This window comes from uncultured Oscillibacter sp. (assembly GCF_950073225.1).
In the GTDB taxonomy this organism is placed as follows: Bacteria; Bacillota; Clostridia; order Oscillospirales; family Oscillospiraceae; genus Oscillibacter.
The window spans coordinates 1-15,660 of sequence record NZ_CATMPS010000049.1 but is presented as its reverse complement, the minus strand read 5'-3'; the positions used below and the strand labels follow the sequence as shown (position 1 = coordinate 15,660).

At 55.8% G+C, this 15,660-nt stretch carries 13 protein-coding genes; 8 read left to right on the top strand and 5 right to left on the bottom strand.

Going from position 1 to position 15,660, the window contains the following annotated elements:
• Both Q1M04_RS15115 and Q1M04_RS15110 read right to left on the bottom strand, forming a co-directional pair.
• The coding region (locus Q1M04_RS15115; RefSeq protein ID WP_300448581.1) for a hypothetical protein at positions 1-631 on the bottom strand (631 nt) is incomplete at its 3' end.
• 50 nt (positions 632-681) lie between these two features.
• On the bottom strand, positions 682-1,680 hold the full coding sequence (locus Q1M04_RS15110) for a hypothetical protein (protein ID WP_300448578.1): 999 nt from the start codon (positions 1,678-1,680) through the stop codon (positions 682-684).
• Between the two features lie 768 nt (positions 1,681-2,448).
• Between Q1M04_RS15110 and Q1M04_RS15105 the strand changes: the two genes are divergently transcribed.
• The gene (locus Q1M04_RS15105) at positions 2,449-3,441 is read left to right on the top strand and encodes a PD-(D/E)XK nuclease family transposase (RefSeq protein ID WP_300347182.1); all 993 of its coding nucleotides are present in this window, start codon (positions 2,449-2,451) and stop codon (positions 3,439-3,441) included.
• 89 nt (positions 3,442-3,530) lie between these two features.
• On the opposite strand, the gene Q1M04_RS15100 is transcribed toward Q1M04_RS15105, so the two are convergent.
• Positions 3,531-5,306 (bottom strand): hypothetical protein, encoded by a 1,776-nt coding sequence (locus Q1M04_RS15100; protein WP_300448575.1) that lies wholly within the window; start codon positions 5,304-5,306, stop codon positions 3,531-3,533.
• Between the two features lie 735 nt (positions 5,307-6,041).
• On the opposite strand from Q1M04_RS15100, the gene Q1M04_RS15095 reads away from it, so the two are divergent.
• Positions 6,042-6,317 carry a hypothetical protein gene (locus Q1M04_RS15095; protein ID WP_300347177.1) on the top strand — a complete coding sequence of 92 codons (276 nt, stop codon included), beginning with the start codon at positions 6,042-6,044 and terminating at the stop codon, positions 6,315-6,317.
• A 259-nt stretch (positions 6,318-6,576) separates the two neighbouring features.
• Here Q1M04_RS15095 and Q1M04_RS15090 read toward each other — a convergent pair whose 3' ends face one another.
• Entirely contained in the window at positions 6,577-6,822 is a 246-nt protein-coding gene (locus tag Q1M04_RS15090) for a hypothetical protein (RefSeq protein WP_016321682.1), read from the bottom strand.
• A 227-nt stretch (positions 6,823-7,049) separates the two neighbouring features.
• On the opposite strand from Q1M04_RS15090, the gene Q1M04_RS15085 reads away from it, so the two are divergent.
• The 6 genes from Q1M04_RS15085 (at position 7,050) to Q1M04_RS15060 (ending at position 14,475) form a co-directional block, all read left to right on the top strand.
• Positions 7,050-7,856: a DUF3991 domain-containing protein gene (locus Q1M04_RS15085; protein WP_300448572.1), complete on the top strand. Its 807-nt coding sequence runs from the start codon at positions 7,050-7,052 to the stop codon at positions 7,854-7,856.
• Positions 7,807-11,772 carry a collagen binding domain-containing protein gene (locus Q1M04_RS15080; protein ID WP_300347173.1) on the top strand — a complete coding sequence of 1,322 codons (3,966 nt, stop codon included), beginning with the start codon at positions 7,807-7,809 and terminating at the stop codon, positions 11,770-11,772. The genes Q1M04_RS15085 and Q1M04_RS15080 overlap by 50 nt, the downstream gene beginning before the upstream one ends.
• An 85-nt stretch (positions 11,773-11,857) precedes the next feature.
• Positions 11,858-12,262 carry a single-stranded DNA-binding protein gene (locus Q1M04_RS15075; protein ID WP_299967964.1) on the top strand — a complete coding sequence of 135 codons (405 nt, stop codon included), beginning with the start codon at positions 11,858-11,860 and terminating at the stop codon, positions 12,260-12,262.
• Positions 12,262-13,185 carry a hypothetical protein gene (locus tag Q1M04_RS15070; protein WP_295738598.1) on the top strand — a complete coding sequence of 308 codons (924 nt, stop codon included), beginning with the start codon at positions 12,262-12,264 and terminating at the stop codon, positions 13,183-13,185. Before Q1M04_RS15075 ends, Q1M04_RS15070 begins: the two co-directional genes overlap by 1 nt.
• A complete protein-coding gene (locus tag Q1M04_RS15065) occupies positions 13,182-13,445 on the top strand; it encodes a hypothetical protein (RefSeq protein ID WP_300347170.1) in 264 nt (87 codons plus the stop codon). Before Q1M04_RS15070 ends, Q1M04_RS15065 begins: the two co-directional genes overlap by 4 nt.
• Positions 13,408-14,475 (top strand): site-specific integrase, encoded by a 1,068-nt coding sequence (locus tag Q1M04_RS15060; RefSeq protein ID WP_300347168.1) that lies wholly within the window; start codon positions 13,408-13,410, stop codon positions 14,473-14,475. The genes Q1M04_RS15065 and Q1M04_RS15060 overlap by 38 nt, the downstream gene beginning before the upstream one ends.
• Positions 14,476-14,830: 355 nt before the next feature.
• On the opposite strand, the gene Q1M04_RS15055 is transcribed toward Q1M04_RS15060, so the two are convergent.
• Positions 14,831-15,262, bottom strand: coding sequence for a hypothetical protein (locus Q1M04_RS15055; RefSeq protein WP_300347165.1), 432 nt, complete (start codon positions 15,260-15,262; stop codon positions 14,831-14,833).
• Between the last annotated feature and the right edge of the window lie 398 nt (positions 15,263-15,660).

Genomic DNA, 15,660 nt, shown 5'->3' with positions numbered 1-15,660 from the left:
GGCCTCCGCAAACTGCGGCGCGTAACTGGTGAGCAGGTCTTTCCAGTTGGCGGCGTTGTCGTAGCCCAGGCGGGCGGCGTCCTCCCGGCGCAGTGAGATAATGGGGAGCCACACATTGCCGGGGTGGGGTGAAGAGGGCGCTGGACGGGAGAAGGCCGGAGCGGACGGAGAAGTCCCGCTTGGCGGCTTGATAGCCGCCGGAGTCACCTCCGGCGCCATAGTAGTGGCCTTGCCACAGCGAGGTTTTGTCATGGACCCATTCCCAAGTGATGAACTGTGCTCCGTATTGAGTCATATGCCCGGCGAGGACGGTGCCGTTGAACTCCGCCAGGAGCTGAAAACCTTCGCTGAGTTCTTCGGCCGCCAGGGGCGGGGCCTGTTCCAGCAGGGTCATGTACTCCCGCGTGCTCCGGGCTGTCTCACGGATGCAGTTGAGGACACCCTCTTTTCGGGCAATCTTCTCCGTGAAGCACCCAAGATTCCCACGGTCGTTGATCCGGCACAGCGCCGCTCCCTCATACTCCACATCAATATCACCGGATTCTCCAGGGCGCACGGTGAATCCCTGGCTTTTGAGCTGGATGCTGAGTTCCTTCAGATAATTCGTGCTTGTTTTTGCGGCAGACGCCATCTTATCAACCTCTTTTCGTCTCAGAATATGTTAGCGCCCTTTTGCCGGGCTCACATGGATTGCTGGGGATATGAAAAAAGAGCCGGTTCTTCCGAACTCGGCTCCTCGTCCAACACTTGTTCCGTTGTGCTTTCCGCCTGCTCTGCGGGCGTCATCCATTTTTCCGTGACGGTTTTGGCGGCGTAAATGCCGTTCTGGTTCAGCATTCTCTGCCACGCGCCCTGGCTGGGGGCCCAGCGGAAACCAGCGTGCTTCAGCTGGGAGCGGACACCGGCGCCGGGCTTATCGTCAAACAGGATTTGAATGCGGTTTTCTCCCTGATTCATGACCACCCTGCCGCCATCAAAGGACCAGCCCTCCGGGGCGGGAGAACTCTGCTTTGCCTCCAGTTCCGCGATTCGGGCCTTGATGCTGTGAATCGTCTGGTTGTTGTTGCTCAAACGGTAACATTCATAGGGCTTAGGCGCTGCCCTCCAATCCCGGGCCATGGCTACTTTTATCTTCTCAGCATCCCCCGCTGAGAGAAGGGGACATCCGTCCAGTGTTCCATGCTTGCGGTAGAAAGCGTTGACAGCCTTCATCATCTCCTGTTCGCGCTCGTGCCGGGCGAGCTTCTCCCGGAGCTTCTGGAGCGCGTTTTCATCATCGCTGCTGATACCGCCTGTCCCGATGCCTCGGATTTTATCCAAGAGACCGTGGATGCGGTTCCACTCCGCCATATTGGCGTCTGCGGCCTGATTTTGTTTTTCCTTTTTACGCACAGGGAAATTGGCGGGACCAGCGATCAGGATAGAGGGACAGCGGGCGGCGATGGCGTGGCTTTGGTTGATGTTCTCCGCAAGCTTTCGGGCGTAGACGTCCAGGAGACGGTCAATCTTTTCGTGGTACATGGGGTCCACCCGGGCTTTCTGGGCTTCGGCAATGGCGGCGGCTTCGTCAACGGATTGCCGGTAGCTTTCCGTGGCGCTGCCGGGTTTGTAGCCGGAAAAGCTGTTCATCTCCTTAGCCCGCCGGGCGGCTGCTTCATCAATGGGGTAATATGTGGGCATAGGTTCAACTCCTTTTTCTTAATTTGTGCGGGGAACACCAGAGACAATATCACAGGATGTTTTGTTTATCCATTCACGCTCTTTGACGAATTTGGCGGGAGTTTTTTGTTGAAAATATTCTGGCGCCCTTTTTGCGTTAAAAAGGGCGCCGGATTGCTGACTGTCGATAGTCAACAATTCCGGCGCTGAAATTTCGTACATTTTGATTTGACAACAAGCGGGAGATTTGAGCCGATTGAAAAAGGGCGCTGGCGCTTAAACGAGGGGGATTGCCCGAAAAAGGAGAGTTCGAATCCGTCCAGTCGTTCTGAAAGCCTGATAATATCCATTTCGCGGGATTTTGAAATCCCGGAAAAGAAAAAGGTGAAACAACTGGGACTCTAAGCGTTCAGCTCAGAATATCCAAATTGTTTCACCTTTATGGTTGCGGAGACAGGACTTGAACCTGCGACCTCCGGGTTATGAGGCAGCTGAGAGGTGTTTCAGGAGATGCCTCCCGTCTCACCAGTCGCAGGATTCTCACCGTTTTGAGATTTAACGCAACTTTTGAGACGAAATGCGCACCAGTCTCACACGATAAACATCGGATAAGCATCAGCGATCCCGGAATTTTCCCTAATTCTCTTCGGGTTAGGTAAAAGTGGGCGGTCACGGAGAAAGCTCCTTGGCGGCCCAATACTTATGCTTATTTTCAAGTCCAGGCATCCGAAAAAAGAGTGGACGCGACCGCAAAGCTGTGATAGAATGAAGCAAAGAAGGTGAGGAGCCGTGGACGAGAAAACTACAATGGCCCAGGGCCTGCATAGCACAGATGACAGCGCAGGCTACGATGCGGCCTGCAAGCGAGTCCTCTCCGAAAAAGCAATTTTGGCCCGGATCATGAAAGCCTGTCTGGCGGAGTACCGGGACTGCCCTGTGCGCGATATCGAGGAGAAGTACATCGAGGGCCAGCCCCAGGTGTCCAGCGTTCCCGTGCTGCCGGACGAGGAAGGAAGCGTCATCAGCGGCCTGGATACGGAGGACAAATCCGTTCACGAGGGAACGGTCACTTACGATATCCGGTTCTGCGCCATTGCTCCCGACTCCGGGGAGCTGATCGGCCTGATCGTAAACGTGGAGGCCCAAAACGATTTTTATCCAGGGTATCCCCTGACGAAGCGGGGCATATACTATTGCTGCCGCATGATCTCTTCTCAGTATGGCCGGGAGTTTACAGGCTCCCATTACGAGAAGCTCAAGAAGGTCTATTCCATCTGGATCTGCATGAATCCACCGAGAAATCGGGAGAATACCATCACCCGATATCGCTTGACGGAGGAGCACCTTGTAGGCAAGGCTGTGGAGCTGGTCCAGAATTACGACCTGCTGTCCATCGTCATGCTGTGCCTGGGCGGGCCGGACAGCGAAAACTACGACGGTGTGCTGCGGATGCTGGATGTCCTGCTCTCACATGAAACCAGCGAGGCGGAGAAGCGCAGGATTCTGCAAGACGATTACGATATTCAAATGACACGAACCATGGAAAGCGAGGTGTCGGTTATGTGCAATTTGAGCAAGGGTGTTATGGAAAAAAGCTGGAAAAAGGGCATGGCCGAAGGCAGGGAAAAAGGCAGGGCTGAGGGTTTGGAGAAAGGTATTCTGTCATCCATTAAAAGCCTCATGGAAACGATGAGCTGGACGCTTGACCAGGCCATGACTGCACTGAAGGTGCCGGAGGCGGAACAGCAGATCTACCGGAGCCTGCTGGAAAAGCAGTCATAAAGCAACCGCTGGGAATTATTATGGATTCCCAGCGGTTTTTGGTTAACTCGCAGAGCGGCCGCCTTCGTTTGAGAGTGAACCTTGCGAAGTCAGTCCGCCGAGGCCATTTCGTCCACTGCCAGCTGCTCCGCGCATTTCCTCGCGCTGGCGAAGCCGAAGTAGCGGATAGGAATGTTCTCCTTCCGTGCCATGTCGATGACCCGGTAATAAAACGGATGAGAGAGTGCGTTGGGCTGAATCCACACCGCGTCCGCACCTTTGACAGCGTTGATATCCGGCAGCATCTCCCGATCAAAGAACCGGATGTCTGGGAGCATGGGCCGGATGGCCTTCCGCCAGGTGTCGTGACCGCCAAAGGCCACGATCCGCCGTTTCGTCTGCCAGGGAAATTCAATCTCGGTTCCTGGAGCTTCTTCCGGCGGATTCTCTTTTGCTCTCAGCGTGAACAGCGTTTCCCGGAGCTGGCTGAGCTCGGAGCGATCCCGAAGCGTGTCTATTTCCAATGCGCAAATCCGCTCCTGAAGCCGCCGCATTCCCTGCTCCGCCTCGTGCAGCGCCTTCCGGGATTCCTTCAACTGTCGGGTCAGCTCCGCTGTCTTGGCGGCGCTGTCCTCAGTCTCCGTCTCAACCTCTCCAGCCAGTTCCGGCAGTTCCTCATCCAGAGAGTTCAGAAAATCCTCAAAATCATCCGGAATGTCAAATGGCGTTGATCTTTGTGCCCGCAAGTCGTCTATGTAAGAGGCGAACCATGCTCCCCAGGTAAGGGCCTCCGCGCGGTTTTCCGCCATGCCCTGTTCCATGAACCAGCTCCTCAAACGGCTGGAGGGAGCCTGATCTCTTGGAAGGGCATATCCGGTGGCAAGATAAAAGAGCTGGCTCTCTGAGAGAAGCGCTCCCTCCTCAATGTCCGGGTCTGGCAGGTCTTTCGCCTCCGCATTCTCGTGGGGATGATAAGCATACCGGAGGGATAAGTCCGGCGTTCCATCTTCAAAGGGTTTCGCGTAGCTGTACGCCTCATCCGCCCCCCAAGGCAGGCACCGTTCCGCATAGACCAGTACATTGGTGGTGAGCATATTCAGGTTTGCCAGCACATCGCCGTCCCGCTCCAGAAGCAGATATGCCGCACAAAGCGCGTAAGGAGCTTTTATCTGAAAGCCCAGGAGGAGTTCGGAGGAACGGCGGAAACGGAGAGTCTCCCGTACCTCCTCCGGTGATTTACCGGCCAACAGCGGCGTGTGCGTCAGAAACCACAGGTCTGCATGATCCCTTGCGGGATTAAATTCCTGAAGGCTGTTTATCGTGTTGATTCCGAAGGGATCACAGAAGGCCGGTGAACTCAGCGGGGGAACCGCTCCACCACCAACCTGCCCAGCGTGTGGCTTTACACGGGAACGGACCTTCAGGTAGCGGTCGAAGTAATCCAGCAGTGCGTCCTTGAACATACCCTTTAGTCTAGCGCTGGTTTCCCGATCAATCAGCCCCCAAATTTTGCGGAACGCCTGACGCTGTTTCCCCTTCCGCTCCATGAACACCGTCATGAGTCCTAGCATATGGTCTCGGGAATAGGCGAGGTCGTCCACCGCCGGCGTAGCAAAGTCGATCTCATCGTCCAGCTCTGGCGGCAGGAGCGGAATGAGCTCCTCCCAGAGCTCCTCCCAGAGTTCCTCCTGTTTCACATAATCCAGAAACCACAAGGCCGCCCCCAGCATGTAACAGCAGGAGGAATTGCAGTGATTGGCCGTTGGAGCTGGCAGTGCCACTGCCTTTGCCAACGCCTCCACTATGTCCTCCCGGCGGTACATCCCATCAAAATACCGAAAGAAGAATCCCAAGGATGCCCTGGCGGCGTGTTCTCCCTGTCTCATCGCCCCGCTGCTCGAAGAAGATCGCGGGGAGCCCTCCCACATCTGTAGGGCGGCGAAGCGGAGAGAAGCAATTGACTCCTTGAACACTCGCTCCTCAGCAGGTGCCAGTGGCGTGGGATAGATCGGTTCTCCCGCCAAGGTCCAACTCTTTGCTGCGGTTGGTTTTTTCTTTCCAGCCATATTCTACGCCCCGCTTTCCAAGTCCTATTTTATAGTGTACCATACCGGATAAATAATGTCACGAGTTTGCTTGTTCGGTTTTTTATGAAAGGTCGATTTACCTGCATGAAAAAGGAAAGGCAGTTGAAGTGACCGAATAAGCAAAACCGCCGGATACAGGAAAAGAAGTCTCTTAGATTTCTAAATAACGTCTCCAAAGATGCAACATAGTTCTTTTTTAATTGGGAGTAAAAACGCCACCGCAACCATAGGCCAGGGGAAATTTATTTTGTTAACCGCTTTCCATCATTGTTGCTTATGCTTCGTGTGTTCAGCGTTCTTCGGTGGTGTTGGTAATAGCTTTCGTTCTGCTTTCCGGCTATACTGTCGTTACAACAAATGGGAAGGAGAACGGCAGCATGGAACAGAAAAAGAACCTTTGCGCTCAGGTACCCCTCAGCCTCCACGCGCAAGTCTGCGAGGCCAGAGAGGCGGCGGGCCAGACCACCAGCGAATACATCACGAACCTGCTGATCGAATACTACAATTTAAAGAAAAAACGGAGGTACTGCAACTATGAGCGGCAATACGAGAACGATGGCCTTCCAGATCCCCGAGGAGCTCTTCCAGCGGATCAAGGCCCACCTGGAGCGGGAAACCCAACGGACCGGCAGGAAGCTGACCCAGCGGGAGTTCGTGCTGAACCTGATCGAGGAAGCGCTGATCGAGGCTGAGGAGGATGCCGCTGAGGAAGCCGAGCGGGTCAATGCCTCCCTGGCCAGTGCCAGCCCCACCGGGACCACCACCGAGGAGGATGATCCCGAGGAGGACCTGCCTCCCGAGAAGCCCTGAATCACCACATCGCCGCCGTGTCCTTGCCCTGAGGGGGCGCGGCGCCTTCCTTCAAGGCCACGGTACAACTGCAGCCAACAGAAAGCCAGCGTCAGCCCTCGTAGGGCCACCTTCTACGAGGCGAAGGCCCTGCTCCCGGAGAAGCCCTGAATCGCCACAGAGCCCCACATGTGACCCCGTTGAAGCCCTTGCGCCACAAGGCCTCCAGCATCCCAACCGAAGGGATGCCGGGGGCTTTTTTCGTTCCCAGCAGGGTGAGTCAAACGCTGAAGTTCAACTGGCGATAGTAACCGTCGTAGACGCGGGAAATGGGCTTGTCCGCCACTGCGGGCCGGTCCGGGCCATAGAGCAAACTGCCCAGTTTATAGCTCACGCCATTGACACAGACATTCTCCCCGGCGCTGTGGCTTCCAAACTTTGTCAGCCAAGCCAGGGCCTCCCGCACCGTGCAGCCCCGGCGAAGCTGTCCCTGTTCGTCCCACAACGGATCATAATCCAGTCCCATTGTACAAAAAACCTCCCATATTTTTTACAATACCGCTGAATATTGTAACTGGAAAGACCAGGAAAAGCAATGCCGGACATGGAGAAAAAGACGGGCGGATTTCGTGAAAGTTGGGACTTGACAGCGCAAACATTACGGCCCCAGGAGAAGCAGCCGGGCAGGGTATCCCCAAAGGAGTACCCTGCCCGGCTGTTTTTGCTTTCGGCCAGATTGGAGGTGAATTTATTTTGAACGCAAACATGGCCTACGGCTTCACGGAAACGGAACTGGACATCGCCAGGCACACGGATTTGCCGGACCTGCTGTCCTCTCTGGGCTATACGCTGAAGCGGATCGGCAACTACTACACCACAGCGGAGATGGACAGCATCCGCATCAAGGAGCGCCTTACCTGGAGGCGTTACTCTACCCGGCAGGGCGGCGACGCCATCTCATTCCTCCAGGAGTTCTGCGGAATGCGCTTCCCGGAGGCGGTGGATTACCTGCTGGCCTATCACGGGCGGTCCAGAGACTCCCCCGACCGGGACAAGCCCATCCCCCGCCCCAAGCCGTCTCCGCCCAAAGAAAAGCCGCCCTTCGTCCTGCCTCCCGCGAACCCGGACCAGCGCCGGGTGTCTGCGTATCTTCGCAAGCGGGGAATTGCGTCTCAGGTAATCCAACGCTTTCTGGACACCGGGCTTCTCTACGAGGACGCCCCATATCACAATTGCGTGTTTGTCGGCAGGGATGGCAGCGGCCAGCCCAAATTCGCCAGCAAGCGCGGGACCATGGACTTCAATGGGTCCGGATTTAAACGGGACGTCCTGGGCAGCGACAAAAAGGTGGGCTTTCGGCTGCCCTGTGAGCCGGAGATCGAGGAGGTGACGGTCTTCGAAGCCCCTATAGACCTTATGAGCTTCTGCACCCTCTGCCCGGAGGTCCACAGCAACGCCGTCGCCCTTGGAGGGTGTCGGTTTCAAAATCACCTTTGCGAATGGGCAGGTCGTGGACAACATCGGCGGCAAGCTGTCCTCCAACGGAATTTATTATACTGACTCATCGGGCCAGATCAACATTTCCGGGGTGACCGGCACACTGGTATTTACAGAAGTTTCCAGTATTCCGGGCTATTTGATCGACGAAAACCGAAAGAGCCAGACCATCGTGGTCAACCCCAATGACCACCAGAGCGTCTACTTCTATAACCAGCCCATTGGAAATCTCGTAATCAAGAAGATGTCCTCCACCACCAAGGAGCCGCTGAGTGACGTGGTGATTCGCGTCACCCGGACGGACGGCACCGTCGTCGGAGAGTCCAATGGCGAGTTCCGAACGGACGAGGCGGGGTTCATCAAAATTCCTGTGGAACCCGGCAGCTATATCGTGCAGGAAGTAAAAAGCAAACCCGGATTCCTGCTGGATGACACGCCGAAAACCATTGAGGTCAAGGGCCCCGGCACCTACAATATCGAGCTGTTCAACCAGCCGCTGGGGTCCCTGGTGATCCACAAGTACAGCAGCCTGGACCGAAAGACGCCCCTGGCCGGAGTCCAGTTCAAAGTGACCTACGCCCCCGGCTGTGTCGTGGACAATGAAAACGGCAGCGTGTCCTCCAACGGTATCTATTATACCGGGCCGGATGGGACCATCACCATCAACGGGATCGTGGGCACAGTGGTCGTCACCGAGCAGGCCACAATTCCTGGGTACACCATTGACCCGGAAACCCGGAGCCAGACGGTGGTGGTGAATCCCGACGACGTTCAGAACCTCTATTTTTACAATTCGCCCAAGAATACGCTGATTATCGAAAAATACATCGAGGAGGAGGGCAGCAAACACAAGCCGCTGAAGGGTGTGACCTTCCTGGTCACCGATTCCAGCGGGGCCGTCGTCGGAAACAGCAACGGTGAGTTCATCTCCGGGGACGATGGCCGGGTGGTCATCCCCGGCGTGGAGCCTGGGTCCACCATTTCCGTGCGGGAAATCAAGGTTCCCGAGGGCGTGGTGCTGGACGGCATCCCCAAGACCATCAAAATCAGCGATAACGGGGCAAACATCCTCCGTTTTTACAACAAAAAAGTGGGGACTCTCGTGGTCAGGAAACTGGATAAAATCAGTAAGGAGCCGCTGAGCGGGGTTGAATTTGAATTGACCTACGCCGAGGGCGGCTATGTAGACGACGCCAACGGCCACCTCTCCTCCAAGGGCCTGTATACCACCAACGCCAATGGGGAAATTCGGGTTCCTGTAGTAGGAACGGTCGTAGTAAAGGAGGTCAAGAGCCTCCCCACCCACGTCATTGATGAGGCCACCAGAATCCAGACCGTCACGGTGAACCCGGCGGACACCCAGACGATCACCGTGTACAACGAACCCCTCTGCTCTTTGACGATCTCGAAAAAAGATGCGGTCAGCGGAAGACCTGTACCCAACACTGAATTTACTTTGAAAGACGGCGACGGAAACCTCATTGGCCGATATACCACCGGGGCCGACGGGACTGTGACGGTGACTGGTTTGATCCCCAATTCAACGGTAGTCGTGGTGGAAACCAAGGTCCCCTCCAATTATGTCCTCGATCCCACGCCCCGGACGATTATTGTCCGCAACGGCAGCAACAGCGTATCCAGCGGCGGGACCGCCAGCGGAGGAAGCTCCTCCGGAAGCGGAGGCAGCCACCTGGATGTGGAGAACATCCCCAAGACCACGCTGACCATCGAAAAGTACCTGGAAACCGAAACCGGCAATGTCCCCCTGAAGGGCGTCACCTTCCTCGTGACTGATAGCTCCGGGGCGGTCGTTGGCGGCAGCAACGGTGAATACATTACCGGGGAGGACGGACGTATCGTCATCCCCAATCTGGAGCCCGGAATCACTGTGACCGCGAAGGAACTCAAGGTCCCGGACGGCGTGGTGCTGGACTCCACACCTAAGAGTATTGAGATTAAGGGCGGCGAAGGTGGGCAGACGCTCCGTTTTGTCAACAAGCCTACCGGGTATCTTGTGATCAAGAAACTGGATAAGCTGACTTCCGAGCCGCTGGCCGGTGTAGAGTTCAAATTGAGCTATGCCTCCGGGGAGTATGTGGACGACAATTTTGGTCATCTGTCCTCCCTGGGGCTTTTTAAAACGGACGCCAATGGGGAAATTCGGGTCCCCGTCGTGGGAACCGTAGTTGTCGAGGAAAGTAAAACGCTGCCCAATTACACCATTGACCCCGGAACCAAACGGCAGGTGGTTACGGTCAATCCGGCGGACACGCAAACCCTCACCGTATACAACACCCCCGACACGAATTTAACGATCCAAAAGTACATTGAGGACCCGAACGCCAAAGGAACCGGCACTGAGCCGCTGGCTGGCGTTACGTTCCTGATCTGCGACAGCGGCGGGACGCCGCTGGGACCCAATAACGGTGAGTTTGTGACGGACCAGTACGGGCAGATTCGGTTAAGCGTGGCTCCCGGAACTACCGTCACTGCCAAAGAAATCAAGACCGCCAGCAATGAATTTGTGCTGGATTCCACGCCGCAGAGCATCCTCATCAAAGAGGGCGGCGAGGGTCAGCAGCTCACCTTTTATAACAAGCGCGTTGGCGGTTTGGAGCTGATTAAGGTCAGTGCATCCGATGAAACCAAGCGCATTCCCAACACCACCTTTGAGATTCGGAAGATGGATGGGGCCTTGGTTGAGACGGTCACCACGGATTCCACGGGCCGGGTACATGTCGATCTGGACGCCGGCGACTTCTATGCCGTCGAGATCAAGGCCGGGGAGGGTTTCAAGCTGGATTCCACACCCCACTATTTCTCCGTCCAGGACAACCAATGTACCACTTTGACGGTGACTAACAAAGCCTTCTCCGGCATTTTGATTCACAAGGTTGATTCCGTCACCAAGAAGGGAATCTACGGGGTTTCCTTCCTGCTGTATGACAGTACCAACACCCCCGTGGGCCAGTACACCTCTGATAATCAGGGATATGTGTACATCGAGAGCATCACCACGGCGGGCCGCTTCTACCTGCGGGAGCTGGAGAACGAGGGCTACATCACGGACACGCAGATGAAAACCGTCTATGTGAAGCCCGGAGAAACCACCCTCGTGGAGTGGGAAAACACGCCCATTTCCGGCCAGATCCAGATCATAAAGAAATCCGCCGACTACAATTCCACCAACGGACTCCCCGCCGGGACTCTGCTGGAGGGGGCGGTCTTTGAAATCTACGACAAGGCCAACAACCTCGTGGACACCATCCGAAGCGATGGCCGCGGGCTGGCCGTCTCCCGTCAGATCCCTTTGGGACGCTATACCATCCGGGAGGTCAAAGCACCGGCCAATTACGGTGTGAACGAGACGCCCCTGACGGCATACCTGGAGCACGAGGGCCAGATCGCCCGCTTCGAGGTGACGAACAAGAGTATGTCCACCGGCGTGTCCATCACCAAGACAGGCCCTGCCGAGGTCATGGCGGGCCAGCCCGTGCGCTATGTCTTCTCCAACATCGCCAACAGCTCCAACGTGCGCCTCGACAATTTCTATTGGAGAGACACCCTGCCTGCTGAGGTGAGACTGGAGAAGATCGTCACCGGCACTTACAACTTCCCCGGCGTTTACAAGATTACCTATCGGGTAAACGGCGGAGAGCCTCAGACCCTGGCGGACAACCTCTCCACCCAGAAAAACTACACCCTGGCCGCCTCCGCCACGGCCCTGGGCCTTGCCAGCAACGAGCGGGTCACGGAAATTATGTTCGTCTTTGGGCAGGTCCCCGGCGGCTTCGCCCAGGTGGAGAAGCCCATGATCCACTGCAAGGCAGTGTCCAGCATCGCCGCCGGGTCCTTTGTGAACAAGGCGGACGTGGGCGGCACCTACCAAGGCGTATGGGTCCAGGCGGTCAGCTGCTGGGTGACCACCGTCTACGGAAAGAAGCCCTCCGTGCCCAAGCTGCCCCGCACCGGCTACTAATTCCTTTTCCCCAGGCGATCCGCTTCCCGGCGGGCCGCCTGGAGTCCCTACATTTCTATCATATCATCAAAAAAGGAGACTGTCTATGCTGAAAATTGCCGCAACCGGAAACCTGACCAACGACGTGGAACTGAGGACCCAGGAGGACGGCAGGCCCTACGCCATTCTGCGGATCGCCTCGGACCGGCGCTACCGGGCCAAGGACGGAACCCGCCTCACCGATTTTATCTCCATCAAGGTCCGCGGCCCCCTGGCGGAGCGCTGCGCCGCCTTCGCCTATAAGGGCTGCAAGCTGGCCGCCGTCGGGGACTTCGAGACTGTTGTGCCCTCCGAGGACCCCGCCCGCCAGCCCGGCTTCCTCATCAAGGCCAGCGATGTGGAAGTGCTCTCCCCCAGAAAGGCGCGGGAAGCCGCCGGGGCCATTGACGCTGCCAGAGCAAACCAGGAGGCTGCCGCCTGCGGGATGCCCGAGAGCGAAATCGTTGCCTGATGCGGAACACCGGAACCGAGTACGGCAGCGCGGACCGGACTCCGGTTGTGCTGCCGGAACTGGCGGAACTGCTCCCCCCTCTCACGGGGGAGCAGCTGGCCGCCCTGGAGGCAGACCTGCTGAAAAACGGCTGTTATTCGCCTGTCATTGTCAACGAGGATATGGTCATCATCGACGGACATAACCGCCAGAGGCTGTGCGAGGAGCACGGGATTCCGTATAAAATGGCGGTGTTCTCGTTTGAGGACCTGCTGGAGGCAAAATGCTGGGCCATTGAGAACCAGCGGGGCCGCCGGAACCTGGAGAAGTGGGAGCTGGGCAAGATCGCCTTGAAGCTGAGGCCGGATATTGAGGCGAAGGCCAGGGCCAAACAGGCTGCGGCCGGAGGAGACAAATCTGGAGAGGGAGCGCTTTTGACAACATTGTCAGAAGCGCTCCCTCCTGTCAGCACGAGGAAGGAACTGGCTGAGTCGGTTGGCATTGGCGAGGTCACCATGGGTAAGGTCATGCAGATTGATGAGCACGCCCCATCCGCCGTGAAGGAGGCCCTGGACAGCGGAGACCTGTCCGTAAACCAGGGCTACAACATCACCCGGCAGGTCCAGGAGCTGCCGGAGGAGGAACGGGAGGAGGCCGCCTCCCAGGCGGTGGAGCTTCTAAAGGCAAAAAAGGAGGTCCAGGCCATCGACGCCGAGGCGGACCGCCGGGGCAAGATCGCTTCTCTCTTCTGTAAAGCCTTTGAGCGGGCCGTGCTGCTCACGCCCACGGAGGAAAACGTCCGTATCTGGGTGGAGAATACCCGTATGCGGCCCGACGAAATTGAGGATTCTGTCAAAGAGGCCCGTGAGCTGGCGGAGGTGTTCACCGCCATCGCAGACGTCCTGGAATGCCTTCTGCCGCAAGGAGAGGAGGCGTCTTCGTGAAAGAAGAAATCTCCGTCCGCCAATGGCAGGAGAAGTTTCGGGCCGGGGCCTTTGACCACAAGGACATTTATACGCAATGCAAAGCGGGCTGGTACGACTGGTTCTGCCAGGATCACGCCCTCTCGGGGCGGCTGAAAAAAATAGCTAGACGGCCAGCGCAAGACAAAGCGCTTCAAGAAAAAGGTGGACGCCAAGGCGTTCCAGGAGGCGCTCACTGCCCAGATGACGGACGAGCAGCCCGCGCCGGGGCAAAGTATTGAGGTGATTACCCTGGGCGAGTGGATGGACCGCTGGCTGGAGAGTTACGCCAAACCCACTGTGAAGCTGTCAACCTATTGCAGCTATGAGCAGTACATCCGTAGCCATATCAAGCCCCAGATCGGGATGCTCTATATGAACAGGCTACGGGTGGACGACTTGCAGGACTTTTTCAACGAGCGTCGGCAAAACGGAAATGTCAAGGGGCCGGGCGGACTGTCCCCTAAGACGCTGACCAATATGCGGAATCTCCTGCACCTGGCTCTGGACCAGGCGGTCAAAAACAAGCTAATGAAGGAGAACCCGATAGAAGGGGTCAGACTCCCTAAAAACGTACAGCGCGAAATGCGTGTTTTGAGCCGGGAAGAACAGGACCGGCTGATCAGAGCAGCGCGGCAGGCCCCGGAGCCTGCCGCGTTTGGCGTTATCTTCGATCTGTTCACCGGTTTGCGGCTGGGAGAGCTGTGCGGTCTGCGCTGGCAGAACGTTGATATGGAGCAAGGGACCTTCCAGGTCTGCGAGACGCGGAACCGGCTTCCCAACCATGACGATTCCATCGCGGCCTCCACCACCGTCAAGACGGTATCCTCCACCAAGACGGATCACTCCCGGAGGACAGTTTATCTCCTGGACGAGCTTTTCCAGGACCTGAAGTATTACAAAGAGATCCAGGACTCCATCGCTGCCGAGTATCCCGGCTACAATCAGGAGGGCTACGTGTTCTGCCAAGAGAACGGCCAGCCCTACGAGCCCCGGACCTACCAGGACCTGTTCAAGCGCTGCGTGCGGCAGGCGGGGATCAGGGATACAAATTTCCACGCACTCCGCCACACGTTTGCCACCAGATCATTGGAGCAGGGGATGGACGTGGTGACGCTCTCCCGGCTGCTGGGTCACACCAATCCGTCGATCACGATGGACAAGTACGGCCACGCCCTGGACGACCACAAGCGGGCCAGCGTCGGAAAGCTGGGCGGGCTCTATACCGGGGCGAAGAAACCGCCCTCCCCAAAAAGAGGGCAGGAACGCTGAGCGGTTTGCAAAGGGCGCGGAAGGATAGGCATCAGCGCCGTAGTGCAAACCCGAAAATAAGCATCGGATAAGCATCAGAAAAAATAGCCTGCAACTTTCTTGGCAGAAAAACCGCCGATTTCTTATGAAATCGGCGGTTTTGTGGAATACCACAACAATCTAGATCTTTTCTCGTAGGGAGATAACAAATGTAAAATTGACTTTTACTACAACTATGGGTTTCATGATTCAATATGTATTACAATTGTCAAATAACCCAGCATATATGACAAGAATTTAAAGGAGATTTTAAAATCATTTTTCCACAATCTATGCGTTAATGTCTGCCTTTCGATAAAACATTGCTTGGGATAAACTACACTTTTTCCGTAGGCTCTTTGAGGATTTCATTGGCAAAGATTTCGTGTTTCTTAGCGGAATCTTCTTTTTCACAATATAGTTTATCTTTTGTCAGTCGGTATAGGAAACCGTTAAGCTCAATTAGTCGAGGTTCTGTCTGCCCATGAAAATTAACCTGCTTAATACTATACCAATACACGGCTCGTTCAAGTTGCGCTATCAAGCCCTGCTGCGCATCAGATGACAGTGATTTAATTTGTGCGTCAGTGATCTTAGAGAATTTTTTTTGAGGCATGTTTTTGGGGCGAAAGCTTAGGATAGAAATATCGCATAGCCTGTTTTCTATACCACGAGGCGATACAATGAGTGGTTCGCCAATTGCCGCGATCAATTTGATAGGCCTCTTTGTATTGTAGAAAAGCATTATCCATATCCGCTTGTAGTTCATAGGCGCTTCCCAAATTACGAAGAAATTTTTCCCGAACCTTGCTTGGAAGATCGCTAGACAACTTTACGGCGGCCCTTTCAATAAAAATGGCCTCGCTCAGTTCTTCATCAGATAGTTCTCTGATGACATCGATATAGGTCGATCCAATATCATTGGCTAGATATGCCAAGAAACTTTGTTCCTTTCGGCTAAAAGAGGTTAACTCATCAAGGTTCCTCACATCGAGTATGGAGAACAGATGATAGCCAGCCTTTTTGTATTGCTTAATAGCTTTGAGTTTTCGTAAAAATCAAAAAGGGCAAAAATGGAAACTGCATCAAAAGTACAGCTACGATTTTATGCGGCAAAGCCGCGGATCTTCAGCTGCCGCTGGTTAGGCTTCAAAGGTTTGAAGTATC